This window comes from Spiribacter sp. SSL99 (assembly GCF_009805925.1).
GTDB classification, from domain to species: domain Bacteria; phylum Pseudomonadota; class Gammaproteobacteria; order Nitrococcales; family Nitrococcaceae; genus Spiribacter; species Spiribacter roseus.
Window position 1 is genome coordinate 90,874 of the sequence record NZ_MAOM01000018.1, and the last position, 19,191, is coordinate 110,064.

The following is a 19,191-nucleotide window of genomic DNA, read 5'->3' on the forward strand; positions in this document are numbered from 1 at the left end:
GGGGCCGTACCTGATCCGCCATGGGAGACTCGCACAATGCAGGAAATCAGACTCGCCAACCCCCGCGGCTTCTGCGCGGGCGTCGACCGTGCCATCAGTATCGTCGAACAGGCGCTGGAGGCGTTCGGACGGCCGATCTATGTGCGTCATGAAGTGGTGCATAACCGTCTGGTGGTCGACGACCTGCGGGACAAGGGGGCGATCTTCGTCGAGGAACTGGATGGCGTGCCCGCCGGGTCGACGCTGATCTTTTCGGCCCACGGGGTATCCCAGTCGGTCCGGGACGAGGCGGTGGAGCGTGGCCTGCACGTGTTCGATGCCACCTGTCCGCTGGTGACCAAGGTGCATATGGAGGTGCGCAAGCACGCCCGGCAGGGCCGTGAAGTGATCCTGATCGGTCATGATGGCCACCCGGAGGTGGAGGGCACCATCGGTCAGTACGTCGGGGAGCGCGCCGACCAGGGCGGCATCCATCTTGTCGAGACGCCGGCGGACGCCCACGCGCTGACCGTCAAGAACCCGGATGATCTGGCCTTCGTCACCCAGACCACCCTGTCCATGGATGACACGGCATCGGTGATCGAGGCCCTTCAGACGCGGTTTCCGCGCATCGAGGCGCCGCGCAAGGACGACATCTGCTACGCCACCCAGAATCGTCAGGACGCCGTTCGCGAATTGGCCGGCGAGGTGGACGTGATGGTGATCGTGGGGTCGACCAACAGCTCGAACACGCGGCGCCTCACCGAGCTCTCCGAGCGCCTTGGTGTGCCCGCCCACCAGATTGATCGCGCCGTCGAACTCGAGCGCGACTGGGTGGCCGATGCCGGCCGCATCGGCGTGACCGCCGGCGCCTCCGCCCCCGAATCATTGGTGCAGGCGGTCATCGATCAGCTGGTGGACTGGGGGGCACAGCGCCCGGACACCAGCGGCAGCTACACCGAGGATGTGGTGTTCTCAATGCCGCGTGATCTGCTGCGGGCGATCCCCAAGCGTGGCGAGATCAAGACGGTCGTCGACTGATTAGCAGGCCGATGCCGCGGCGGACTCGATGCGGGCCCGTCCGGCGGCATTGACGATCATTGACCGGGCCGCGCGCAGCCGGCCCGTCGGCGTGCGCTGACACAGCGACAGTGTGCCCATCTGCAGGCTGCCACCGGGACGGCGGGTGGCGCCACTGGGTTGGTAGTGCAGCGCTCCCCCAATGCCGGCATTGGTGGCCGCGGTGATGGAAGTGGGTAAAGCGGCCGCGGTCGCAAGCCGCTCCTCGCCGGGTTGGCGGCGGCCGTCGCCGTTGGCATCGACAAAGATCATCCAGCCCTTGTGCCAAGCCTTGTCGGTGGCGGCGATCACCACCGCCCGCCCGCGTGTCACCGCCGCGTGGCGGGCATGCCGGACCGCCCCGTGCAGGCGGTCGGTGGCGCTGTCGAGCCGCGCCTTATGGGCCAGGTCGGAGAAACCCGGCGCACTCAGCATGACGAGCACCGCCGCCAGCGCGAGCGTGACGAGAAGTCCGAGCAGGGTGTGGCCGTGCTGTGCGGGCATTGAAGATCGCCTTGACCCCGGTGATCGTCCAATCTAGCGCACTGGTCCGCTGCGTCGAGGCCCGCTGGTCGGAGTCTGGCAGCTTGGAGGCATGCGCCCTTCGAACGGATTCACGCTGCTGGAGATGCTGATCGCCCTGGCGATCGTGGCCATCCTCGCCCTGGCGGCCGTGCCGGCGTACCTCCAGCCCATGAGTCGGGTTGAATCCACCCAGGCCGGCGCCTGCCTGCTCGAGCTTGCCGGCCAGCTGGACCGGCATCGTCTGGAGGGTAAGGACTATGCCGGCTTTGCGGTGGCCGGCTCGGACGCGGCCTGCCGGTTACGTCTGTCGGATCGCTATCGTTTTGAGGCCGGTGTCCCCGGCGAGCCGACCTGGGGTGGCATGACCACCGACCCGGTTGCCTGGCAGCTGCGGGTCCGACCGCGGGCCACCGATGGACATGGGGCTCAGGCCCCGGGGTGTGCGGCTCTGGTGGTGCGGGATGATGGCCGCCGTGGCGTGATGGCCGACCTGGCGGGAGCGGTCCAGACCGCCGCGGATCGCGTTCGGCGCTGCTGGCGCTAGTCTTGTCTGAACCGCACGCCTCGTCTACCATTATGCCCCGATTGCCGGCGTAGCTCAGTTGGTAGAGCAACGCATTCGTAATGCGTAGGTCCGCGGTTCAAATCCGTGCGCCGGCACCAGTCTTCCCGCCGCACCTCATCTCCCAAGGCCAAAGACCAGCAGCAGGGCAAGGACCACCGCCGTCCAGAGCGCCATGGAGCCGGTCGGCCAGCTGCGCAGGGGCCAGCCGCTGAGTCGCAGATGCGTGGCCCAGCCCTCGAGTGCCTGAAAGCGTGCCATGAACGCCTGCCGCGCCGCCGCATCAACCCGGCGGACCCCGCCACCGAGGCGGTCCAGCGCCCGCTTGCCGGGCACGCGGTAGAACCAGTCCAGATCGAGGCTGATCTTGTTCTTGCCGCCGAGCACGCCCACCAGCAGGAAGAATCCCAGCCCGGTGAACAGCAGCAGCTGCATTTCCTTGATCAGATGACCGGCGGTATACGCCTGATACTCCACCGGGTAGGGCAGGATGGCGTACAGCCACCCCGGTGCGATGCCGATGACAAAGCAGAGCAACGCCGCGATTCCCATTGCGATGCGCATGTTCAGGGGCGCCTCCGGCGGCCGCAGGCCCGAATCCTGGCCCATGAAGGTGTACCAGGGCAGCTTCAGGGTGGTGCTCATGAAGGTACCAACGCCCGCCAGTGTCATCAGCAGAAAGATCACCCCGCGTCCCTCCACCGCGGCCGCTTCAATGATCATGGTCTTGCTCACGAAGCCGCTGAACAGCGGGAAGGCCGAGATCGACAGCCCGCCGACCATATAGAGCAGAAAGGTCACCGGCATGGTGCGGTAGAGGCCGCCAAGTTCGGTCAGCCGGCTGCGTCCGGTCATCTGCAGGACCGCCCCGGCGCCCATCAGCAGCAGCGCCTTGTAGAGGATATGGGTGAAGGCATGGGCGGTCGTGCCGCTGATGGCCAGCGCGCTGCCCAGCCCGACACCCGCGACCATGTAACCCACCTGGCTGATGATGTGATACGACAGCAGCCGGCGGATGTCGTTGACCAGAAAGGCATAGATCACGCCGTAGAGCGTCATGAAGACACCCAGCCATACCAGCAGCTCCGTGCCCGGAAAGCCCCGTGCCAGGACATAGACTGCCGTCTTGGTGGTGAAGGCGCTGAGAAACACCGTCCCGGTGACGGTGGCCTCGGGATAGGCATCGGGCAGCCAGGCATGCAGTGGCGGCGCCGCGGCATTGATCAGGAATGCCACCAGAATCAGATAGAAGGCCGGGCCACCGCCGTCAAGCGCCTCGAAGGCGAGGCTGCCGGTGTGAAGCCAGTAGGCGATGATGCCCGCGAGCAGCAGCATCCCCCCGAGGGCATGAATGATGAGGTAGCGGAACCCCGCCTCGTAGGCGGCCTGGCGGCGACGCCGCCAGATCAGCCACACCGAGGCGATCATCATGATTTCCCAGAACACGTAGAGCGTGATCAGATCGCCGGCGAACACCGCCCCCAGGCCGGATGCCGCATAGAACGCCGCGGCCACATGCTGGGCCCCATCGTTGACCTGGAGCGCGAACACGTTGCCGATGAAAATGATCAGCGCGAAGACGTAGGCGAAGGCGAGACTGAGCTTGTCGACCCGCAGTGGCACCAGCTCGAGTCCGGCAAGCTCCAGGCGAATGGTCAGCCCCGCGGGCAACGCGACCACCGCCGCCAGCACCAGCAGTGGCAGGACCAGCTGCCAGACCTGTCGCTGCCGCCCCTGGAGCACCGCCAGGGGCAGGGCGCCCAGCATCAGCAGCAGCGCGGGATGCAGCCACTCACCCATGTTCGGACGCTCCGTGATCATCGGTGTCGTCGTCCGGCTCGGCATAGTAGTCCGGGCGCCGATAGACGAGGCCATAGCCGATGGCCTTGTACACGCCAATCAACAGCAGCGCCCCGAGAAACGCGAAGACGGCCGTAAAGCCGGGTATGCCGTCCCAAGGAAAGCGGCTGTAATGCGATGGCTTGAGCACGTCGAGCAGCACCGACAGACCCATAAGGCCGATCATCGTCCCCCGCACCAGCCGGCCGTGCCGGACCAGTGCACCGATCATCGCGGCAGTCGCAGTCGTCATTTTCATGCGCGCTTCCTTGCGGTCATCACGGTATCCCCATGGCCAGCAGTCGATAGGCGGGATCGGCGAGGATGAACAGCACCAGCGTGCCGGCGGCGGTCACCAGCAGTGGGACAAGACACAGCGCCGGCGCCTCGGACACCCGGTAGCGTGCCGGTTCGTCATCGGGCGGCGGGCGCAGGAACGCCCGCATCACCGGCGGCATCAGGTAGCCGATGTTGAGCAGTGTGCTCAGCACGAACGCCCCCACCACCAGGTACTGCTGCGTGCTCCAGGCACCGCTGATGAGGTACCACTTGCTCCAGAAGCCGCCCGTGGGCGGCAATCCGATCACACATAGTGCGCCGATGAAAAAGGCCAGCATGGTCAGGGGCATGCGGCGGGCGAGGCCGTCCATACCGGAGACCGTGTTGATCCCACTGGCCACATAGATCGCACCGGCACAGAAAAACAGGGTGATCTTGCCAAAGCCGTGCATCAGCATGTGCAGCCCGCCACCGATCGCCGCCAGCTCGGTGGCCAGCAGGGCACCGGTGACGATGTAGGCCAGCTGGCTGACGGTGGAGTAGGCCAGCCGCGCCTTGAGATTGTCCTGCCGAAGCGCCACGAGGGAGGCGGCCAGCATGGTGAATACGGCGATGTACAGCATCAACGGCTGGGTCAGCAGCGACTGCGTATAGTCCAGCCCGAAGATATAAAGCACGACGGTGAGCACGCTGAACACGCCCGCCTTGACCACCGCCACGGCATGCAGCAGGGCGGAAACTGGCGTCGGTGCCACCATGGCCGCCGGCAGCCAGCGGTGGAAGGGCATGATCGCCGCCTTGCCAATGCCGTAGAGCAGCACCACCAGCAGCAGCGCGCCCGCACCCGGTGATACCGAGTCGTCGAGGATGCCGCCGGTGGTGAAGCTGAGCGTGCCGACCGAGGCCCCGATCCAGATGATCGCCGGCAGCATCAGTCCGATGCTCGTCACCAGCAGCAGCGCCAGATAGGTCCGCGCCCCGCTGCGGGCCTTTTCAGTGCCGGTATGCGCCACCAGGGGATAGGTGGAAATCGACAGGATCTCGTAGAACAGGTACAGCGTGAGCAGGTTCTCGGCGAACGCGATGCCCATGGTGGCGCCCAGCGCGATCGCGTAGCAGGCCATGAACCGGGTCAGGTGGTGGTAGCCGCCCGCGCGCAGATAACCGATCGCGTAGGGCGTGGCGACGATATAGAGCGTCGAGGCGAGCAGCGCGAAGATCAGCCCGAGGGGCTGGGCCGACAGGGTGATGGACACGCCGGGGATCCAGTCCACCAGGGTCTGCTCCATGGCATCGTCGCCGCCGACCCGCCGGATGAGCACCCCGACCACGGTCAGGAACAGCGGCACCGGCAGGGCAAAGCACAGGCCGTCGCGCAGGCGGGGCCGGTTGGCGGCAAGGCCGATCGCGGCGGCGCCGAGGAACGGGATCAGGACCGCCAGAAACGGTGTCATGACCACACTCCGCCCGCCAGCGCCTGGGCCGCCCGGGTGGCGCCCCCCACGGTCAGGCGGGTATCGATGCCAAACCAGAAGTTCGCTGCGACCAGCACCCAGACCGGCAGCAGCAGTGTCCAGTGCGCCTCCTGCACGGTGGGGGCATCCTCGGGGCGGGGCTGCATCCAGGCGATTTCCACCACCCGCGCGATGTAGATCAGCGCCATCAGCGAGGTGATGAGGATCAGCCCGACAAGCCAGAGCTGGTCGGCCTCCACGGCGGCGCTGAGCAGATACCACTTGCTGATGAACCCCGCCGTCGGCGGCAGCCCCACCAGGCTGACCCCCGCGAGTGCAAACGCGGTCAGGGTCCAGGGCATCTGCCGGCCGATGCCTCGCAGGTCACTCATCGCCAGGCCGCCGCAGCGGTAGGCGATGAGCCCGGCGCTGGCGAACAGGGCCGCCTTCATCAGGCCATGGTTGAAAAGATGCAGAAACGCGGCGCTCAGCCCGGCAAGCGTGGTCAGGCTGACGCCCAGGACCATGTAGCCGACCTGCGCGATCGACGAGTAGGCCAGCATGCGCTTGAGGTTGCGCTGCATGATCGCCAGCCACGAGCCGGCGAACATGCTGCCGATGGCAAGCGACATCAACCCCGCCGCCAGCGGCAGCGCGGCAAAGCTGTAGGCGGCGCCGAAGACGTCGAAGATGAACCGCAGCATCACATAGAGCGCCACCTTGGTCGCGGTGGCGGCGATCAGGGCACTGATCAGTGATGGCGCGTAGGTGTAGGCATTGGGCAGCCAGTGATGCAGCGGGAACAGCGCCAGCTTGATGGCGAGACCCACCACGACGAAGCCCAGTCCCACCTGGAGCGCCCGGGCGCCCTCCGTCACCGGCAGTCGCTCAGCGATATCCACCATGTTGAGCGTACCGGTGAGGATGTAGAGCACGGCGATCCCGATGAGCAGGAAAGTGGCACCCACCGTGCCCATGATCAGGTAGCGGAAGGCGGCGATCAGGGCGCGGCGGTCGCGGCCGTGGGCGATCAGACCGTAGGTCGCCAGCGACGAAATCTCGAGGAATACGAAGACGTTGAAGACATCACCGGTGAGCGTGATGCCGAGCAGCCCCGCCAGGGCGATGAGCACGAGCGCATAGAAACTGCCCTGCCGCTCAGGCACCTCGGCATCCACCAATGGCTTGCCCCACGGCAGAAGGATCGCCGACACGCCGGTAATGAGCAGTGCGACGAACGCGTTGGCGGCATCCACCCGGTATTCGATCCCCACCGGCGGGGCCCAGTCGCCGAACGCGTAGCTCAGCGTGCCGCCATCAAAAACCGCCGCCAGAACCATGGCGGCCAGGATGAACGCCGTGGTCATGGCGAGAGTCGCCAGCACCCATGGCAGGCCGCGACCGGGCAGCAGGGCGCAGACCGGGCCGGCGATCAGCGGGATGAGAACGACGAAAGGCATCAGCTCGGTGATCGAGCTCATACGCGGTCGTCCTCCTCGGCCGCGTCGATGGCGTCATCGTCGATGCTGCCGTAGGCCTCGCGAATGCGCACGGTCAGCGCCAGGGCGACGGCGGTGGTGGCGATACCCACCACGATGGCGGTCAGGATCAGCACGTGGGGCAGGGGGTTGGAGTAGCGCTCCACGCCCTCGCGCAGCACCGGGGTCGCGCCGCCGATGACCTTGCCCGCGGAGATGAACAGGATGAACACCGAAGTCTGGAAAATCCCCAGACCGATGACTTTCTTGATCATGTTGCCGCGCGTGATCATGCAGTAATAGCCGGTCATCATCAGCACGATCACCGCCCAGTAGTTGATGAAGCTCAGCAGCGTCATTCCCCGTCCACCGTGACATCATCCGTGGCATCGGGATCGAGGCCGGCGGCCAGCGTATCGGCGCGGCGGCGGGCGAACAGCAGGAAGATCAACATCACCACCGCGGCCACGGTGACGCCAACGCCGAACTCGACGAGGATGATCCCGGTCTGCTGCGCCGCCTTGGGCGCATCGAGCAGCGGATAGAAATCGAGAAAGCGGCCGCCCAGTACGACGCCCAGCACCCCGATCAGGGCGTAGAGCAGCACCCCCAGCGAGGCGAGGGCGTAGATCACCCGTTGCGGAATCACGCGCAGACCGGTCTCGAGCCCGTAGATGAACACGAACAGGATCCAGGCCGAGGCGAACAGCACACCGGCCTGGAACCCGCCCCCCGGGGAATATTCGCCGTGAAACTGGACGTACAGACCGAATAGCATGACCAGCGGGATGAGAAAGCGGGCCACGACGACCAGGATGGCGTTGTCTCTCATCGTTCATCCTCTTCCCGCCGGCGTTTCCGGGGCGGCGGCGAGAGCAGGGCATAGACCACGATGCCGGCGGTGAGGATGACCACCGCCTCGCCCATGGTGTCGATGGACCGGTAACTGGCCAGCACCGCCGCCACAAGGTTGGGAATCCCGATGTCCGCATAGGTCTGGTCGATGAAATAAGGCCCCAGGTGCTGATGGACCGGGTTGCCGGGCTGGCCGAAGGCGGGAAGGTCGAACGAGGCATAGATCAGCGCGGCGCCGGTCAGCGTGACGATCGCGAGCGCCGGCAGGCTGTGGCCGGTCCGTCGATGCTCGTAGCGGGGGACGAGGGCAAGCACCGCGAGAATGAGCACGGTGCTGATGCCCGCACCCACCGCCGCTTCGGTGAGCGCCACATCACCCGCGTCGAGGGTGGCGAACAGCCCGGCGATGGTCAGCGAGTAGATGGCGAACAGCATGGTCGCCTTGAGCAGATCCCGGGTGACCACCACGGTGACCGCGACCACGATGAGCAACACCAGCAGGGTGATGTCGATCAGGTGTTCGATGACGATTCTCCCGATGCACGGCGCCGATCCCGCGTGACCGGTTCGATGCCGGCCGCCATGGCCGCCCGTGCCGTGGCGTGCGAGGCCGTGGGTGTGGTGAACAGCAGAAACAGCAGGATCAGCAGTAGCTTGAAGCTCAGTTGGTGCCAGCCGGACTGGAGCACCAGCCCCCCCACGATCAGCAGCGGTGCGATGGTATCGGTGACGCCGCCGGCATGCAGTCGGGTGTAGATATCCGGGAATCGGACCACGCCGATGCCGCCTATCACCGCGAAGGCGCCGCCGGTCAGCAGCATCCCGGCCGAAATGAGGGTGATCAGTGGCTCAATCATCGGATGGCTCGCGGCTGGCGGCCAGATCGCGCTGGCGGACCAGCTTGAGCACTGCGATGACGGCCAGGAAGTTGATCAGCGCGTAGACCAGCGCCACGTCCACCAGGTCGTTGTTGCCCGAGAAATAGGCGATGAGCGCGATCAGCAGCACCGTTTTCGTGCCAAAGACATTGACGCCGACGATGGTGTCGAACACCGATGGCCCGCGGATGGCCCGCCACAGCGCCAGCGCCATGGTGGTGAAGATCGCGAGGATCGTGGCGAGCAGGACGTTCGTCATCGGGGCTTGCCCTCGAGCCACTGCACGCGACGTCCCATGGCGTCGGTCTCAAGCCCCTCGACGGCGTCCGCGAGCAGCGCGTGGACCTGGGCGCGGTCGCTGTCACTGGCCAGCCAGGTGGTCACGGTCCCCGGGGTCAGGGTGATGGAGTTGGCGTAGGTCACGCGCCCCACGTTGGTGTGCTGGCGGACCGGTACCTCGATCAGCGTGGGCTGGATGCGCCGCGGGTCGAGTACCGCCCGCGCCACGGCGATGTTGGAGAGAATCACCTGACCCACGAGCCAGGCCCAGTAGACCAGCAGCCGCCAGGACAGTGTCGCCGGATCGTGCTCGGCGCCCAGGACTTCCATGCGCTCGGTCAGCCATACCACGAGTGCCACCGAGGCCGCCCCCAGCCCGAACAGCAGCGGCTTGTAGACACCGGACAGGCCCAGCCAGAGGATTGCCAGCATCAAGGCCAGCGAGAGGTAGTAGCGCATGGCGTGGAATGTATCAATGTCGCCCCGCCGCTGCCAGCCGGTCAGGGTGACCGCACGCTGTCACAGAGTCGCAATCTGAATGTCATTATACTGGGGCGCAACCAAGGGTAGGGGGATCAGTCTTGGCGAGTATTCTGCTGGTAGAGGACGAATCGGCCATCCGCGAAATGGTGGCGATGGCTCTGGAGCGGGCCGGCTATCGGGTGCGGCACGCCGAATCCGCCGAGGACGGCGAGGCGGCCATCCGGCTCAGTCAGCCCGACCTGCTGCTTCTCGACTGGATGTTACCGGGGCAGAGCGGCATCGACTTCGCCCGTCGGCTCAAACGCGACCGCGCCACCCGGGATATCCCGATAATCGTGCTGACCGCGCGGGGCGAAGAGGCGGATCGGATCAGGGGGCTGGATGCCGGTGCGGATGACTACGTACCCAAGCCGTTTTCCCCGCGTGAGCTGGTGGCGCGGGTGAAGGCGGTGCTGCGACGGGTCCAGCCCACCGCCAACGAGTCGCCGGTGGAGGCCCGCGATCTGCGGCTCGACCCGGTCAGCCATCGGGTGACCGGGACCGGTCGTGCCCTCGAAATGGGGCCGACCGAGTTCAGGTTGCTGCACTTTTTCATGACCCATCCCGATCGTGTGTTCAACCGTGCGCAGCTTCTCGATAATGTCTGGGGAACGAACGTCTATGTCGAGGAGCGCACCGTTGACGTCCACATCCGCCGCCTGCGCAAGGCCCTCGAGCCCTCCGGGCATCATGACCTGCTGCAGACCGTCCGCGGCGCGGGCTATCGTTTTTCCGCCGACTGAACGGATCCGCCCATGTTGATGAGCAACCCGTGGCCGGCCGTGGTGTTCCGCACCGTGGCCGGGGGGGCGTTTCTGGCGGTCTTCGGGCTTGCCACCGGCGTCCCATGGCTGGTGCTGCTGGCGGGCGCGGCGCTGCTGGTCCATCAACTGGTGCAGGTCTATCGTCTGGAGCGCTGGCTGCGGACATCGCGACGCCGCCATCCGCCTCGTGGTCGAGGGCTGTGGGGGCATGTGCTGGATGGCCTCGATCGCCAGCAGAACCGGCAGCGCGCCCGGCGGCTGCGTCTGGTGGGCCTGTTGCGACGGTTTCGCGAGGGCGCCAATGCCATGCCCGACGGCACCATCGTGCTCTCGGCAGCGGGCGAGATGCAGTGGTGGAATCGCCTGGCGTCGCGGTATCTGGGTCTGCAATGGCCCCTGGACCGTGGCCAGCGCATTGCCAACCTGATCCGGCATCCCGACTTTGCCGCGTATCTGACGGCTCGGGACTGGACCGCAGCGGTCAAGATCCCTTCGCCGCAGGATCCGCGCCGCACGCTCGAGATCCGGATCGTCCCCTACGGCGACCATCAGCAGATGCTGCTCGCGCGCGATGTCTCGGAGCTGCATCGGCTGGAGACCATGCGGCGGGATTTTGTCGGTAACGTCAGTCATGAGCTGCGCACGCCGCTGACCGTATTGCAGGGAATGTCGGAACAGCTCGGTGAGATGGAGTCGCTGGACGCCGAGGATCTACAGCGGCCGCTGGCGTTGATGGATCAGCAGATCGGGCGCATGACGCGGCTGGTGGATGATCTGCTGCTGCTCTCGCGGCTCGAGACCGAGCGCCCGGTGGTGGATCGCGCCGCCCTGGACATGCCGCGGCTGCTGGACGAGGCGGTGGAAGAGGCCCGGGCGCTCAGCGGCGGCCAACATGGCATCAGTGTGACAGCGGATGAGTCGCTGAGCATTGAGGGGGATGAGGACGAGATCCGCAGCGCGCTCTCCAACCTGCTGTCGAATGCCGTGAAATACACCGCCGCCGGGGGCCGGATCGACGTGCGCTGGTTTGTCGCTGAGGGGGCGGCCTGCTTGGCGGTCGCGGACACGGGGCGCGGTATTCCCGCCCACCATATCCCGCGGCTCACCGAACGGTTTTATCGCGTGGACGCCGGTCGTGCGGCGCGTGATGGCGGCACGGGGCTGGGGCTCGCCATCGTCAAGCACGTGCTCTCGCGCCACGGCGCCCGGCTTGAGATCACCAGTGAGATGGGCGTGGGGAGTACCTTCACGGCGCTTTTCCCGATTGCCTCGCGGGTCAGCCCGGCACCCGATGCGACGGTTTCATGATCCTGTCACAAAGGGTGGCTACGCTCCTCACAGTCCACAACCGAAGCATCAACGAGGAGTAACCTCATGCAGATTTGGAAAACGAGTGCACTGGCCCTGGCGGCCACGGTCGGCGTGACGACTCTGGCGAGCGCGCAGGAGCGTGAGCAGATCCGGATCGTCGGTTCGAGCACGGTCTATCCCTTTGCCAGCTATGTTGTCGAGGAGTTCGGTGCGACGACCAACTTCCCCACGCCGGTCATCGAGTCGACCGGCTCGGGTGGCGGTCTGCGCCTGTTCTGTGAGGGCGTCGGTGTCGGTACGCCGGATATCACCAACGCCTCGCGCCGCATGAAGCCGAGCGAGTTCGATCGCTGCCAGGAAAACGGCGTCACTGAGATCACCGAGGCGCTGATCGGCTCCGACGGCATCGTCCTCGCCCAGAGCGATGAGAACGATCCGCTGGCCCTGACCCGTGAGCAGATCCTGATGGCGGTTGCCGCCCAGGTCCCGCAGGACGGGGAGATGGTCGACAATCCCTACACCAACTGGAGTGAGATCGACTCCAGCCTGCCTGATCGCGAGATCGAGATCCTCGGCCCGCCGACGACCTCCGGCACCCGCGACGCCTTCGAAGAGCTGGTCATGGAAGAGACCGCCGAAGGGGCCGGCTTCCCGGCGGAGTACACCGATATCCGTGCGGACGGTGTCTACGTCGACTCGGGCGAGAATGATAACCTGATCGTCCAGCGGATCCAGGAGAACACGGACGCGATTGGTGTGTTTGGCTACAGCTTCCTGGTCGAGAACGAGGACACGCTGGATGCGGCCACCGTCGACGGGGTCGAGCCGACCACCGAGACGATCTCGCAGGAAGACTATCCGGTCGCCCGCAGCCTCTGGTTCTACATCAAGGATGCCCACGAGGGTGTGATCCCGGGTATCGACCAGTACGTCAGCCTGTTCATGGATGACATCATGATCGGCGAGGATGGTCTGCTGGTCGAAGAGGGCCTGATCCCCCTGCCGTCCGCGCAGAGCGCCGAGTGGCGTGATCGGGTCGACAACCGGGTTGATCTGCAGCGCAGCGACCTCGAGGGGTAACCTCCAGAGCGACTCGATAATACGATGAGTCGCTGACGTGATGGGTCGCCACTTCCGTTGGGGGTGGCGGCCTTTATGGTCTGAGCAAACAGTGAATCCTGGGGGGTCGCCTTGAGCATTGCGACGACTACGCTTCTGTTAATGGCGGCGATTGCCGGACTCGGCCTGATCGGTTTTCGATGGGGACGGGGTAAGGCGCTGGCGGCCATGGCCAGTGGCATCAGTATGCATTCCCGACCGCAGCAATATGGCTGGTACCCGGTCGTCTGGATGGGCCTGCCGGCGCTCGGTTTTGCCCTGGGAATGGCCCTGCTCAGCGTGACTGGCGTCATCGCACCCGCCAACGAAGTGGTCCTGATGGTATCGCTGGCGGCAGGGGCCGTGGGGCTCAGTCTTGGACTGCGGGCGATCCGCCCGGAACTGCGGGCGCGTAACGCGCTCGACCGTACAATCCGCTGGCTGCTGCTGAGCGCCGCGCTTATTTCCATCTTCACAACCATCGCTATTGTTCTGTCGATCGTGTTCGAGGCGATGCGTTTTTTCCGCGAAGTCAGTGTCTGGGAGTTCGTGACCGGCACCGTCTGGTCGCCGGGTGATACCTTCCTTGAGGCGGCTGGCCGTGGCGATGAGGTTTCCGAAGGGAGCTCTTTCTTCGGCTCCGTGCCATTGTTTGCCGGCACGTTCATGGTCACGGGCATCGCCATGGCAACGGCTCTGCCGATCGGGCTGCTGTCGGCGATCTTCATGTCCGAGTACGCAACGCCGCGGCAGCGCGGCCTCGCGAAGCCGGTCCTGGAGATCCTCGCCGGCATCCCGACCGTCGTCTACGGCTTCTTTGCCGCTATCACCGTGACCCCCATTATCGTCGACATCGCCGCGTTCTTCGGCCTGGATGCGTCATACAGCAATATCCTCTCGCCCGGCATCGTGATGGGCATCATGATCATTCCATTCATCTCATCGCTGTCCGACGATGTGATCAACAGCATTCCGCAGAGTCTGCGCGAGGGCGCCTACGCACTGGGCACGACCCATTCCGAGACGATCAAGAAGGTGATCCTTCCGGCGGCGCTGCCGGGTGTGATCTCGGCGTTTCTGCTGGGCGTCTCGCGGGCGCTGGGCGAGACGATGATCGTTGTCATGGCGGCCGGCGTGCGGCCCAATCTGACCTGGAACCCGCTGGAGGACATGACCACAGTGACGGTGAACATCGTCTACTCGCTCACGGGTGATCTTGCCTTTGACAGCCCCCAGACGCTGTCCGCGTTCGCACTGGGGCTTGTGCTCTTTACCGTGACCCTGCTGCTGAATCTTGTCTCGACCTATCTCGTGCGCCGATTCAAACAGAAATACGACTGAACGGGACGCCTGATCATGCAACGACGACTGACTGGCTCTGCCAATGACCCGCTGATCCGGGCGCGCTACCGGCGGGAAGCACGGTTCAAGGGTTATTCCATCGCCGCACTGTTTGTGGCGTTCGGGATCATCATCGCGTTTTTCACCGATATCATCGGCCAGGGATACGGGGCGTTCTGGCGGACCGAGATCAAGGTGACGCTGGACTACAACGAGCGCGCCGAGCGCATTGGCCGATTCGCGATCGCCGAGGACCTCCGGGATATCGTCTCGCGGGGTGCGGTCCGCGGCATCCCCCTGGAGATCCGCAACAACCCGGAGCGGGCCGGGATCACGCGCGAGGCGTGGGTGCCGGTCAAAAGCACCATCGACCAGTACGTCAAGGGCGAGGATGAGCTCGAACCAGCGCTGGCCCGTCAGGTGGACGCGCTGCTCGCCGAAGGTGTGATGCGCACGACGTTCAACTGGGCCTTCTTCACCAGTGGTGACTCCAAACTCCCGGAACTGGCGGGCATATTCTCCGCGGCGGTCGGCTCGATCCTGGTATTGGCCGTGACGCTGGTGTTCGCCTTTCCAATCGGGGTCATGTCGGCCATTTACCTCGAGGAATTCGCGCCGGATAACAAGCTGACCCAGGCGATTGAAGTCAATATCAACAACCTGGCGGCGGTGCCGTCGATCATCTTCGGCCTGCTTGGCCTGGCGGTGTTCATCAATACCCTCGGCGTGCCGCGATCATCGGCACTGGTCGGTGGACTCACGCTGGGGTTGATGACTCTGCCGATCATCATCATCAGCACCCGGGCGGCGCTGCGCTCGGTACCGGATCCGATCCGGCTGGGCGCCTTCGCGATGGGCTGTTCGCGCTGGCAGGTAGTGCGTGACCACGTCCTGCCGCTGTCACTCCCGGGCATCCTTACCGGCACCATCATCGGGCTGGCGCAGGCCATGGGTGAAACCGCGCCGCTGATCATCGTGGGCATGATCGCTTACATTCCGGAGGCACCGTCGAGCATCTTCGACTCGGCGACGGTGCTGCCGGCCCAGATCTTCACCTGGGCGGGCGAGCCCCGCCAGGCCTTCAGCGAAAAGACCGCAGCCGGGATCATGGTGCTTCTGGCGATTCTACTGACACTCAACGCCACCGCCGTGCTTCTGCGGCGCAAGTTCGAACGTCGCTGGTAGCGACGGGTGAGGAATTCATGGAAACTGAAGTCAAGCAAAATGCCGCTGCCAGGGCGGGAGTAACGATGCCGGAAACCGAGGCAACCACCACACCAACACGCAATGAGTCGGGACTGGCGAAAATGAGCGCCACCGATCTCAATCTGTGGTATGGCGACACCCAGGCCCTGCATGGCATCAACCTGAACATGCCGGCCCAGGAGGTCACGGCCCTGATTGGTCCGTCGGGCTGCGGCAAGTCGACTTTCCTGCGCTGTCTCAACCGAATGAATGACCTGATCCCTCAGGTCCACATCAAGGGTGGCGTGGCGCTCGACGGCGAAGACATCTACGACCCGAGCGTCGATGTGGTCCAGCTGCGGACCTTCGTGGGCATGGTCTTCCAGAAGCCCAATCCCTTCCCGAAGAGCATCTACGAGAACATCGCCTATGCGCCACGGCTCCACGGGACCGGGACCTCCCGGTCGGAGCTGGACGACCTGGTCGAATCATCGCTCAAGCGGGCGGGCCTCTGGAACGAAGTCGCGGACCGTCTGGACACACCCGGGACCGAGCTGTCGGGCGGCCAGCAGCAGCGGCTGTGTATCGCCCGGGCCATCGCCGTCAACCCCGAGGTCATCCTCATGGACGAGCCGGCATCGGCCCTCGATCCGCTGGCAACGGCAACGGTGGAGGAGCTGATCCACGAGCTCAAGGACAACTACACCATTGTCATCGTCACCCATAACCTGCAGCAGGCCGCCCGAGTGGCCGGATACACCGCGTTTTTCCACATGGGTCAGATTGTCGAGGTGAACGACACGGATACGCTGTTCACCAACCCGGCGGAACAGCGGACCGAAGACTACATCACCGGCCGGTTCGGCTGAGCCGGCAGGGAGCGGCAGCAAGCATGGATAAAAAGACGTTCACTCAGCATATCTCGCAGCAGTACAACGAGGACCTCGAGCGTATCGTCACCCGGGTCATGACCATGGGCGGCCTGGTCGAGCAGCAGCTCGAGGCGGCTCTCGATGCCCTGGTGAATGGCGATCAGGAAAAGGGCGAACAGGTGGTGACGTCCGATTATAAGATCAATGCCATGGAGGTCGAGCTGGACGAGGCCTGCACCCACATTCTCGCGCGTCGCCAGCCCACCGCCAGTGACCTGCGCCTGATCATGGCGGTCATCAAGGCCATCACCGACCTCGAGCGCATCGGCGACGAGGCCGAGCGGGTGGGGCGGATGGCGCTGCATTTGCTCGACGAGGATCGGCGCCGCAGTCCAATGGCCGAAATCGCCGCCCTGGGCGAGCAGATCAAGGGCATTCTGCGTGGCGCGCTGGACGCCTTCGCGCGCATGGACTCGGAGCAGGCGGTGCGCGTGGCCCAGGAGGACATCAAGGCGGACGCGCAGTACGACTCGATCATCCGCAACCTGGTGAAACACCTCGAGGACAATCCCAAGTCGGTGCCGCCGGTTCTGGATATCGTCTGGGCGACCCGCTCGCTGGAGCGGATCGGTGACCGGTCCCGGAACATCTGCGAATACGTGATCTACTTCGTGCGCGGCAAGGATGTCCGCCACATCAGTTTTGAGCAGATGGCCGAGGAGGCCACCGGCGACCGCCGCTAACGGCGCGGGGTCACCAGCCACTCCAGCAGGGCCTTCTGGGCGTGGAGGCGGTTTTCCGCCTCTTCCCAGACCACACTCCGGGGGCCGTCGATGACATCGGCGGTCACTTCCTCGCCACGGTGGGCAGGCAGGCAGTGCATGAAAAGCGCCTGCTCGCCGGCCGCCGCCATCAGCGCTTCATTGACCTGATAGGCGGCAAAGTCCTCAAGTCGGGTCTGACGTTCGTCCTCCATCCCCATGCTCGCCCAGACGTCGGTGACCACCAGGTCGGCGCCCTCCACCGCCGCCTGCGGGTCGGTCTCGTGGCGGCTGTTGGGGTAATCGGCCAGGTCTTCCGGGGCATAGGCCGACGGCGCCCCGATGGCAAGCCGGAAATCCATCATTTCCGCGGCCTGCATCCACGAGCGGCACATGTTGTTGCCATCACCCATCCACGCCACGGTCCGCCCCTGAAGCTCGCCCCGATGTGCCTGCCAGGTCTGCAGATCGGCGAGCAGCTGGCAGGGGTGGTGATCATCGGTCAGGCCATTGATCACGGGCACGCGGGAGGCGCCGGCAAAGCGCTCGACGGTGGAGTGATCGAAGGTGCGGATCATCACCGCATCGACCATGCCGGAGAGCACCCGGGCGGTGTCCTCGATGGGCTCGCCGCGGCCGAGCTGGGTGTCCCGCGGCGACAGGAACAGCGCGCTGCCGCCCAGCTGAGCCATGCCAGCCTCGAAGGAGACGCGGGTGCGTGTCGACGACTTCTCAAAGATCATGCCCAGCACCCGCCCGCGAAGGGGCTCATGCAGGCTGCCGTCGTGGTGCAGCGCGCGCAGCTCGGCGGCCCGCCGCAGCAGGGTCTCGAGGGTTTCGGCATCAATGTCGGCGAGGGTGAGAAAGTGGCGCGGTGGCATGGGATTCCCCTGTCAGACTCAGGCGAGCGCCGCCGACGGATCGGCGAGGGCTTCCGCGGTCTGCTGGATCAATGGCGTCAGGGTATCGACCAGCCGGTCGGCCTGCTCGTCAGTGAAGGTCAGTGGTGGCAGTAGCCGCACCACGCGGCCCGCCGTTACGTTGATCAGGACGCCGGCGTCGAGCGCCTGCGGCACCAATGAGGGACAGGGACCCTCCAGCTCGACACCGATCATGAGCCCCTGGCCACGGATGTCATGAACGCCGCGGACCCCGGTCAGGCCGTCGCGCAGTCCGCGCAGAATGCGCTCGCCGACAACCGCCGCCCGATCGAGTAGCCCGTCCCGCTCGATGGTCTCGATCACCGCCAGCGCGGCACGGCTCGACAACGGGTTACCGCCAAAGGTGGTGCCATGGCTGCCCGGCCCCAGCACACCGCTGGCCGGGCCACCGGCCAGGCAGGCGCCGATGGGGACGCCGTTGGCAAGGGCCTTGGCCAGGGTGACGACATCGGGACGGATCCCCGCGTGCTGGTGGGCAAACCACGCGCCGGTCCGGCCCACGCCTGACTGCACCTCGTCGAGCATCAGCAGCCATCCCCGCTGATCGCAGAGTCGCCGCAGGGCCGGCAGATAATCGGCGTCGGGCACCACGATGCCGCCCTCGCCCTGGACGGGTTCGACGAACACCGCAACGGTGCGCTCGCTGGCCACCGCCTCGATGGCCGCACTGTCGTTATACGGGGCGCGCACGAACCCGGTCGGCAGAGGGCCGAAGCCGGTCTGCGCGCTGCGGTTGCCGGTGGCCGTCAACGCGCCCAGGGTGCGCCCGTGAAAGGCATTGTCGGCGACAATGATCTCGGGGGCTTCAATGCCGCGGTGATGCCCATGCAGCCGTGCCAGCTTGATGGCCGCCTCGTTGGCCTCGGCGCCGCTGTTGGCGAAAAACACCTGATCCAGACCGCTGAGCTGACAGAGCCGCTCGCCAAGTCGGGTCTGATGCGGCACCTCGTAGAGATTGGAGGTGTGCACGAGGGTGCCCGCCTGATCGGCAACCGCAGCGGCCACCGCCGGGTGGGCATGCCCGAGGCCGCATACGGCGATGCCCGAGAGCGCATCCAGGTACCAGTGGCCTTCGGTGTCCTCCAGCCAGGCGCCGTCACCGCGCTGGAACGCCACCGGCAGGCGCTTGTACGTGGGCATCAGGGCAGTTGTCATCGTCATGACCTCCAAAAACAAACGGCAGCCTACGGCTGCCGAGCGTTTCATTAT

General features: G+C 65.6%; 22 protein-coding genes and 1 tRNA gene. 10 read left to right on the plus strand and 13 right to left on the minus strand.

All coding sequences use genetic code 11. The annotated features are described in order from the left end of the window. The first annotated feature begins 36 nt into the window (after nt 1-36). Entirely contained in the window at nt 37-1,020 is a 984-nt protein-coding gene (ispH, locus tag BA899_RS07045; RefSeq protein ID WP_159300172.1) for a 4-hydroxy-3-methylbut-2-enyl diphosphate reductase, read from the plus strand. Here ispH and BA899_RS07050 read toward each other — a convergent pair whose 3' ends face one another. Further along, complete coding sequence (locus BA899_RS07050; RefSeq protein WP_159300173.1) at nt 1,021-1,542, minus strand: GspH/FimT family protein; 522 nt, start codon at nt 1,540-1,542, stop codon at nt 1,021-1,023. A gap of 91 nt (nt 1,543-1,633) precedes the next feature. Here BA899_RS07050 and BA899_RS07055 point away from each other — a divergent pair, with 91 nt between their 5' ends. Together BA899_RS07055 and BA899_RS07060 are read left to right on the plus strand one after the other, a co-directional pair. After that, nucleotides 1,634-2,107 carry a prepilin-type N-terminal cleavage/methylation domain-containing protein gene (locus BA899_RS07055; protein ID WP_110882975.1) on the plus strand — a complete coding sequence of 158 codons (474 nt, stop codon included), beginning with the start codon at nt 1,634-1,636 and terminating at the stop codon, nt 2,105-2,107. 43 nt (nt 2,108-2,150) lie between these two features. Further along, nucleotides 2,151-2,226, plus strand: a tRNA-Thr gene (locus BA899_RS07060). Between the two features lie 16 nt (nt 2,227-2,242). Here the strand turns inward: BA899_RS07060 and BA899_RS07065 are convergent. From BA899_RS07065 to BA899_RS07110, 10 genes are read right to left on the minus strand one after another with little or no spacing between them, the layout of a single operon-like run. Then, on the minus strand, nt 2,243-3,925 hold the full coding sequence (locus tag BA899_RS07065; protein ID WP_159300174.1) for a Na(+)/H(+) antiporter subunit D: 1,683 nt from the start codon (nt 3,923-3,925) through the stop codon (nt 2,243-2,245). After that, on the minus strand, nt 3,918-4,223 hold the full coding sequence (locus BA899_RS07070) for a hypothetical protein (protein ID WP_159300175.1): 306 nt from the start codon (nt 4,221-4,223) through the stop codon (nt 3,918-3,920). Before BA899_RS07070 ends, BA899_RS07065 begins: the two co-directional genes overlap by 8 nt. 19 nt (nt 4,224-4,242) lie before the next feature. Continuing rightward, nucleotides 4,243-5,697, minus strand: a complete 1,455-nt coding sequence (locus BA899_RS07075; protein ID WP_144348066.1) for a proton-conducting transporter membrane subunit — start codon at nt 5,695-5,697, stop codon at nt 4,243-4,245. Further along, nucleotides 5,694-7,178, minus strand: coding sequence for a monovalent cation/H+ antiporter subunit D family protein (locus BA899_RS07080; protein WP_144348067.1), 1,485 nt, complete (start codon nt 7,176-7,178; stop codon nt 5,694-5,696). Before BA899_RS07080 ends, BA899_RS07075 begins: the two co-directional genes overlap by 4 nt. After that, nucleotides 7,175-7,534, minus strand: coding sequence for a cation:proton antiporter subunit C (locus tag BA899_RS07085; protein WP_110882980.1), 360 nt, complete (start codon nt 7,532-7,534; stop codon nt 7,175-7,177). The genes BA899_RS07080 and BA899_RS07085 overlap by 4 nt, the downstream gene beginning before the upstream one ends. Continuing rightward, entirely contained in the window at nt 7,531-8,007 is a 477-nt protein-coding gene (locus tag BA899_RS07090) for a Na(+)/H(+) antiporter subunit B (RefSeq protein WP_144348068.1), read from the minus strand. The genes BA899_RS07085 and BA899_RS07090 overlap by 4 nt, the downstream gene beginning before the upstream one ends. After that, the gene (locus BA899_RS07095; RefSeq protein ID WP_235013320.1) at nt 8,004-8,525 is read right to left on the minus strand and encodes a DUF4040 domain-containing protein; all 522 of its coding nucleotides are present in this window, start codon (nt 8,523-8,525) and stop codon (nt 8,004-8,006) included. The genes BA899_RS07090 and BA899_RS07095 overlap by 4 nt, the downstream gene beginning before the upstream one ends. Nucleotides 8,526-8,542: 17 nt before the next feature. Continuing rightward, complete coding sequence (mnhG, locus tag BA899_RS07100) at nt 8,543-8,887, minus strand: monovalent cation/H(+) antiporter subunit G (protein WP_159300176.1); 345 nt, start codon at nt 8,885-8,887, stop codon at nt 8,543-8,545. Next, nucleotides 8,880-9,167: a monovalent cation/H+ antiporter complex subunit F gene (locus tag BA899_RS07105; RefSeq protein WP_069134124.1), complete on the minus strand. Its 288-nt coding sequence runs from the start codon at nt 9,165-9,167 to the stop codon at nt 8,880-8,882. Before BA899_RS07105 ends, mnhG begins: the two co-directional genes overlap by 8 nt. Beyond that, the gene (locus BA899_RS07110) at nt 9,164-9,646 is read right to left on the minus strand and encodes a Na+/H+ antiporter subunit E (RefSeq protein WP_159300177.1); all 483 of its coding nucleotides are present in this window, start codon (nt 9,644-9,646) and stop codon (nt 9,164-9,166) included. The genes BA899_RS07105 and BA899_RS07110 overlap by 4 nt, the downstream gene beginning before the upstream one ends. Before the next feature lie 122 nt (nt 9,647-9,768). Between BA899_RS07110 and phoB the strand changes: the two genes are divergently transcribed. From phoB to phoU, 7 genes are all read left to right on the plus strand, one after another. Further along, nucleotides 9,769-10,452: a phosphate regulon transcriptional regulator PhoB gene (gene phoB / locus BA899_RS07115; protein WP_083217688.1), complete on the plus strand. Its 684-nt coding sequence runs from the start codon at nt 9,769-9,771 to the stop codon at nt 10,450-10,452. 12 nt (nt 10,453-10,464) lie between these two features. Next, nucleotides 10,465-11,781, plus strand: a complete 1,317-nt coding sequence (gene phoR, locus BA899_RS07120; RefSeq protein ID WP_159300178.1) for a phosphate regulon sensor histidine kinase PhoR — start codon at nt 10,465-10,467, stop codon at nt 11,779-11,781. A gap of 66 nt (nt 11,782-11,847) precedes the next feature. Beyond that, nucleotides 11,848-12,864 (plus strand): substrate-binding domain-containing protein, encoded by a 1,017-nt coding sequence (locus tag BA899_RS07125; protein ID WP_159300179.1) that lies wholly within the window; start codon nt 11,848-11,850, stop codon nt 12,862-12,864. A gap of 111 nt (nt 12,865-12,975) precedes the next feature. After that, nucleotides 12,976-14,223 carry a phosphate ABC transporter permease subunit PstC gene (pstC, locus tag BA899_RS07130; RefSeq protein WP_200833076.1) on the plus strand — a complete coding sequence of 416 codons (1,248 nt, stop codon included), beginning with the start codon at nt 12,976-12,978 and terminating at the stop codon, nt 14,221-14,223. Nucleotides 14,224-14,238: 15 nt separating this feature from the next. After that, nucleotides 14,239-15,408 (plus strand): phosphate ABC transporter permease PstA, encoded by a 1,170-nt coding sequence (gene pstA, locus BA899_RS07135; protein ID WP_159300180.1) that lies wholly within the window; start codon nt 14,239-14,241, stop codon nt 15,406-15,408. Between the two features lie 65 nt (nt 15,409-15,473). Continuing rightward, nucleotides 15,474-16,277 carry a phosphate ABC transporter ATP-binding protein PstB gene (pstB, locus tag BA899_RS07140; protein WP_110882984.1) on the plus strand — a complete coding sequence of 268 codons (804 nt, stop codon included), beginning with the start codon at nt 15,474-15,476 and terminating at the stop codon, nt 16,275-16,277. A gap of 23 nt (nt 16,278-16,300) precedes the next feature. Then, on the plus strand, nt 16,301-17,023 hold the full coding sequence (phoU, locus tag BA899_RS07145; protein ID WP_069134130.1) for a phosphate signaling complex protein PhoU: 723 nt from the start codon (nt 16,301-16,303) through the stop codon (nt 17,021-17,023). Here phoU and argF read toward each other — a convergent pair. Together argF and BA899_RS07155 are read right to left on the minus strand one after the other, a co-directional pair. Further along, complete coding sequence (argF, locus tag BA899_RS07150) at nt 17,020-17,922, minus strand: ornithine carbamoyltransferase (RefSeq protein ID WP_144348076.1); 903 nt, start codon at nt 17,920-17,922, stop codon at nt 17,020-17,022. The genes phoU and argF overlap by 4 nt on opposite strands. Nucleotides 17,923-17,940: 18 nt before the next feature. Next, nucleotides 17,941-19,137, minus strand: coding sequence for an acetylornithine transaminase (locus BA899_RS07155; protein ID WP_159300217.1), 1,197 nt, complete (start codon nt 19,135-19,137; stop codon nt 17,941-17,943). Between the last annotated feature and the right edge of the window lie 54 nt (nt 19,138-19,191).

Coding starts and splice junctions, on each gene's coding strand:
- BA899_RS07085 (WP_110882980.1), bottom strand. CDS start 7,534: ATGACGCTGCTGAGCTTCATCAACTACTGGGCGGTGATCGTGCTGATG.
- argF (WP_144348076.1), bottom strand. CDS start 17,922: ATGCCACCGCGCCACTTTCTCACCCTCGCCGACATTGATGCCGAAACC.
- BA899_RS07125 (WP_159300179.1), top strand. CDS start 11,848: ATGCAGATTTGGAAAACGAGTGCACTGGCCCTGGCGGCCACGGTCGGC.
- BA899_RS07105 (WP_069134124.1), bottom strand. CDS start 9,167: ATGACGAACGTCCTGCTCGCCACGATCCTCGCGATCTTCACCACCATG.
- BA899_RS07055 (WP_110882975.1), top strand. CDS start 1,634: ATGCGCCCTTCGAACGGATTCACGCTGCTGGAGATGCTGATCGCCCTG.
- phoU (WP_069134130.1), top strand. CDS start 16,301: ATGGATAAAAAGACGTTCACTCAGCATATCTCGCAGCAGTACAACGAG.
- mnhG (WP_159300176.1), bottom strand. CDS start 8,887: ATGATTGAGCCACTGATCACCCTCATTTCGGCCGGGATGCTGCTGACC.
- BA899_RS07155 (WP_159300217.1), bottom strand. CDS start 19,137: ATGACAACTGCCCTGATGCCCACGTACAAGCGCCTGCCGGTGGCGTTC.
- BA899_RS07065 (WP_159300174.1), bottom strand. CDS start 3,925: ATGGGTGAGTGGCTGCATCCCGCGCTGCTGCTGATGCTGGGCGCCCTG.
- pstA (WP_159300180.1), top strand. CDS start 14,239: ATGCAACGACGACTGACTGGCTCTGCCAATGACCCGCTGATCCGGGCG.
- BA899_RS07090 (WP_144348068.1), bottom strand. CDS start 8,007: ATGAGAGACAACGCCATCCTGGTCGTCGTGGCCCGCTTTCTCATCCCG.
- ispH (WP_159300172.1), top strand. CDS start 37: ATGCAGGAAATCAGACTCGCCAACCCCCGCGGCTTCTGCGCGGGCGTC.
- BA899_RS07075 (WP_144348066.1), bottom strand. CDS start 5,697: ATGACACCGTTTCTGGCGGTCCTGATCCCGTTCCTCGGCGCCGCCGCG.
- BA899_RS07070 (WP_159300175.1), bottom strand. CDS start 4,223: ATGAAAATGACGACTGCGACTGCCGCGATGATCGGTGCACTGGTCCGG.
- phoR (WP_159300178.1), top strand. CDS start 10,465: ATGTTGATGAGCAACCCGTGGCCGGCCGTGGTGTTCCGCACCGTGGCC.
- pstB (WP_110882984.1), top strand. CDS start 15,474: ATGCCGGAAACCGAGGCAACCACCACACCAACACGCAATGAGTCGGGA.
- BA899_RS07050 (WP_159300173.1), bottom strand. CDS start 1,542: ATGCCCGCACAGCACGGCCACACCCTGCTCGGACTTCTCGTCACGCTC.
- BA899_RS07110 (WP_159300177.1), bottom strand. CDS start 9,646: ATGCGCTACTACCTCTCGCTGGCCTTGATGCTGGCAATCCTCTGGCTG.
- BA899_RS07080 (WP_144348067.1), bottom strand. CDS start 7,178: ATGAGCTCGATCACCGAGCTGATGCCTTTCGTCGTTCTCATCCCGCTG.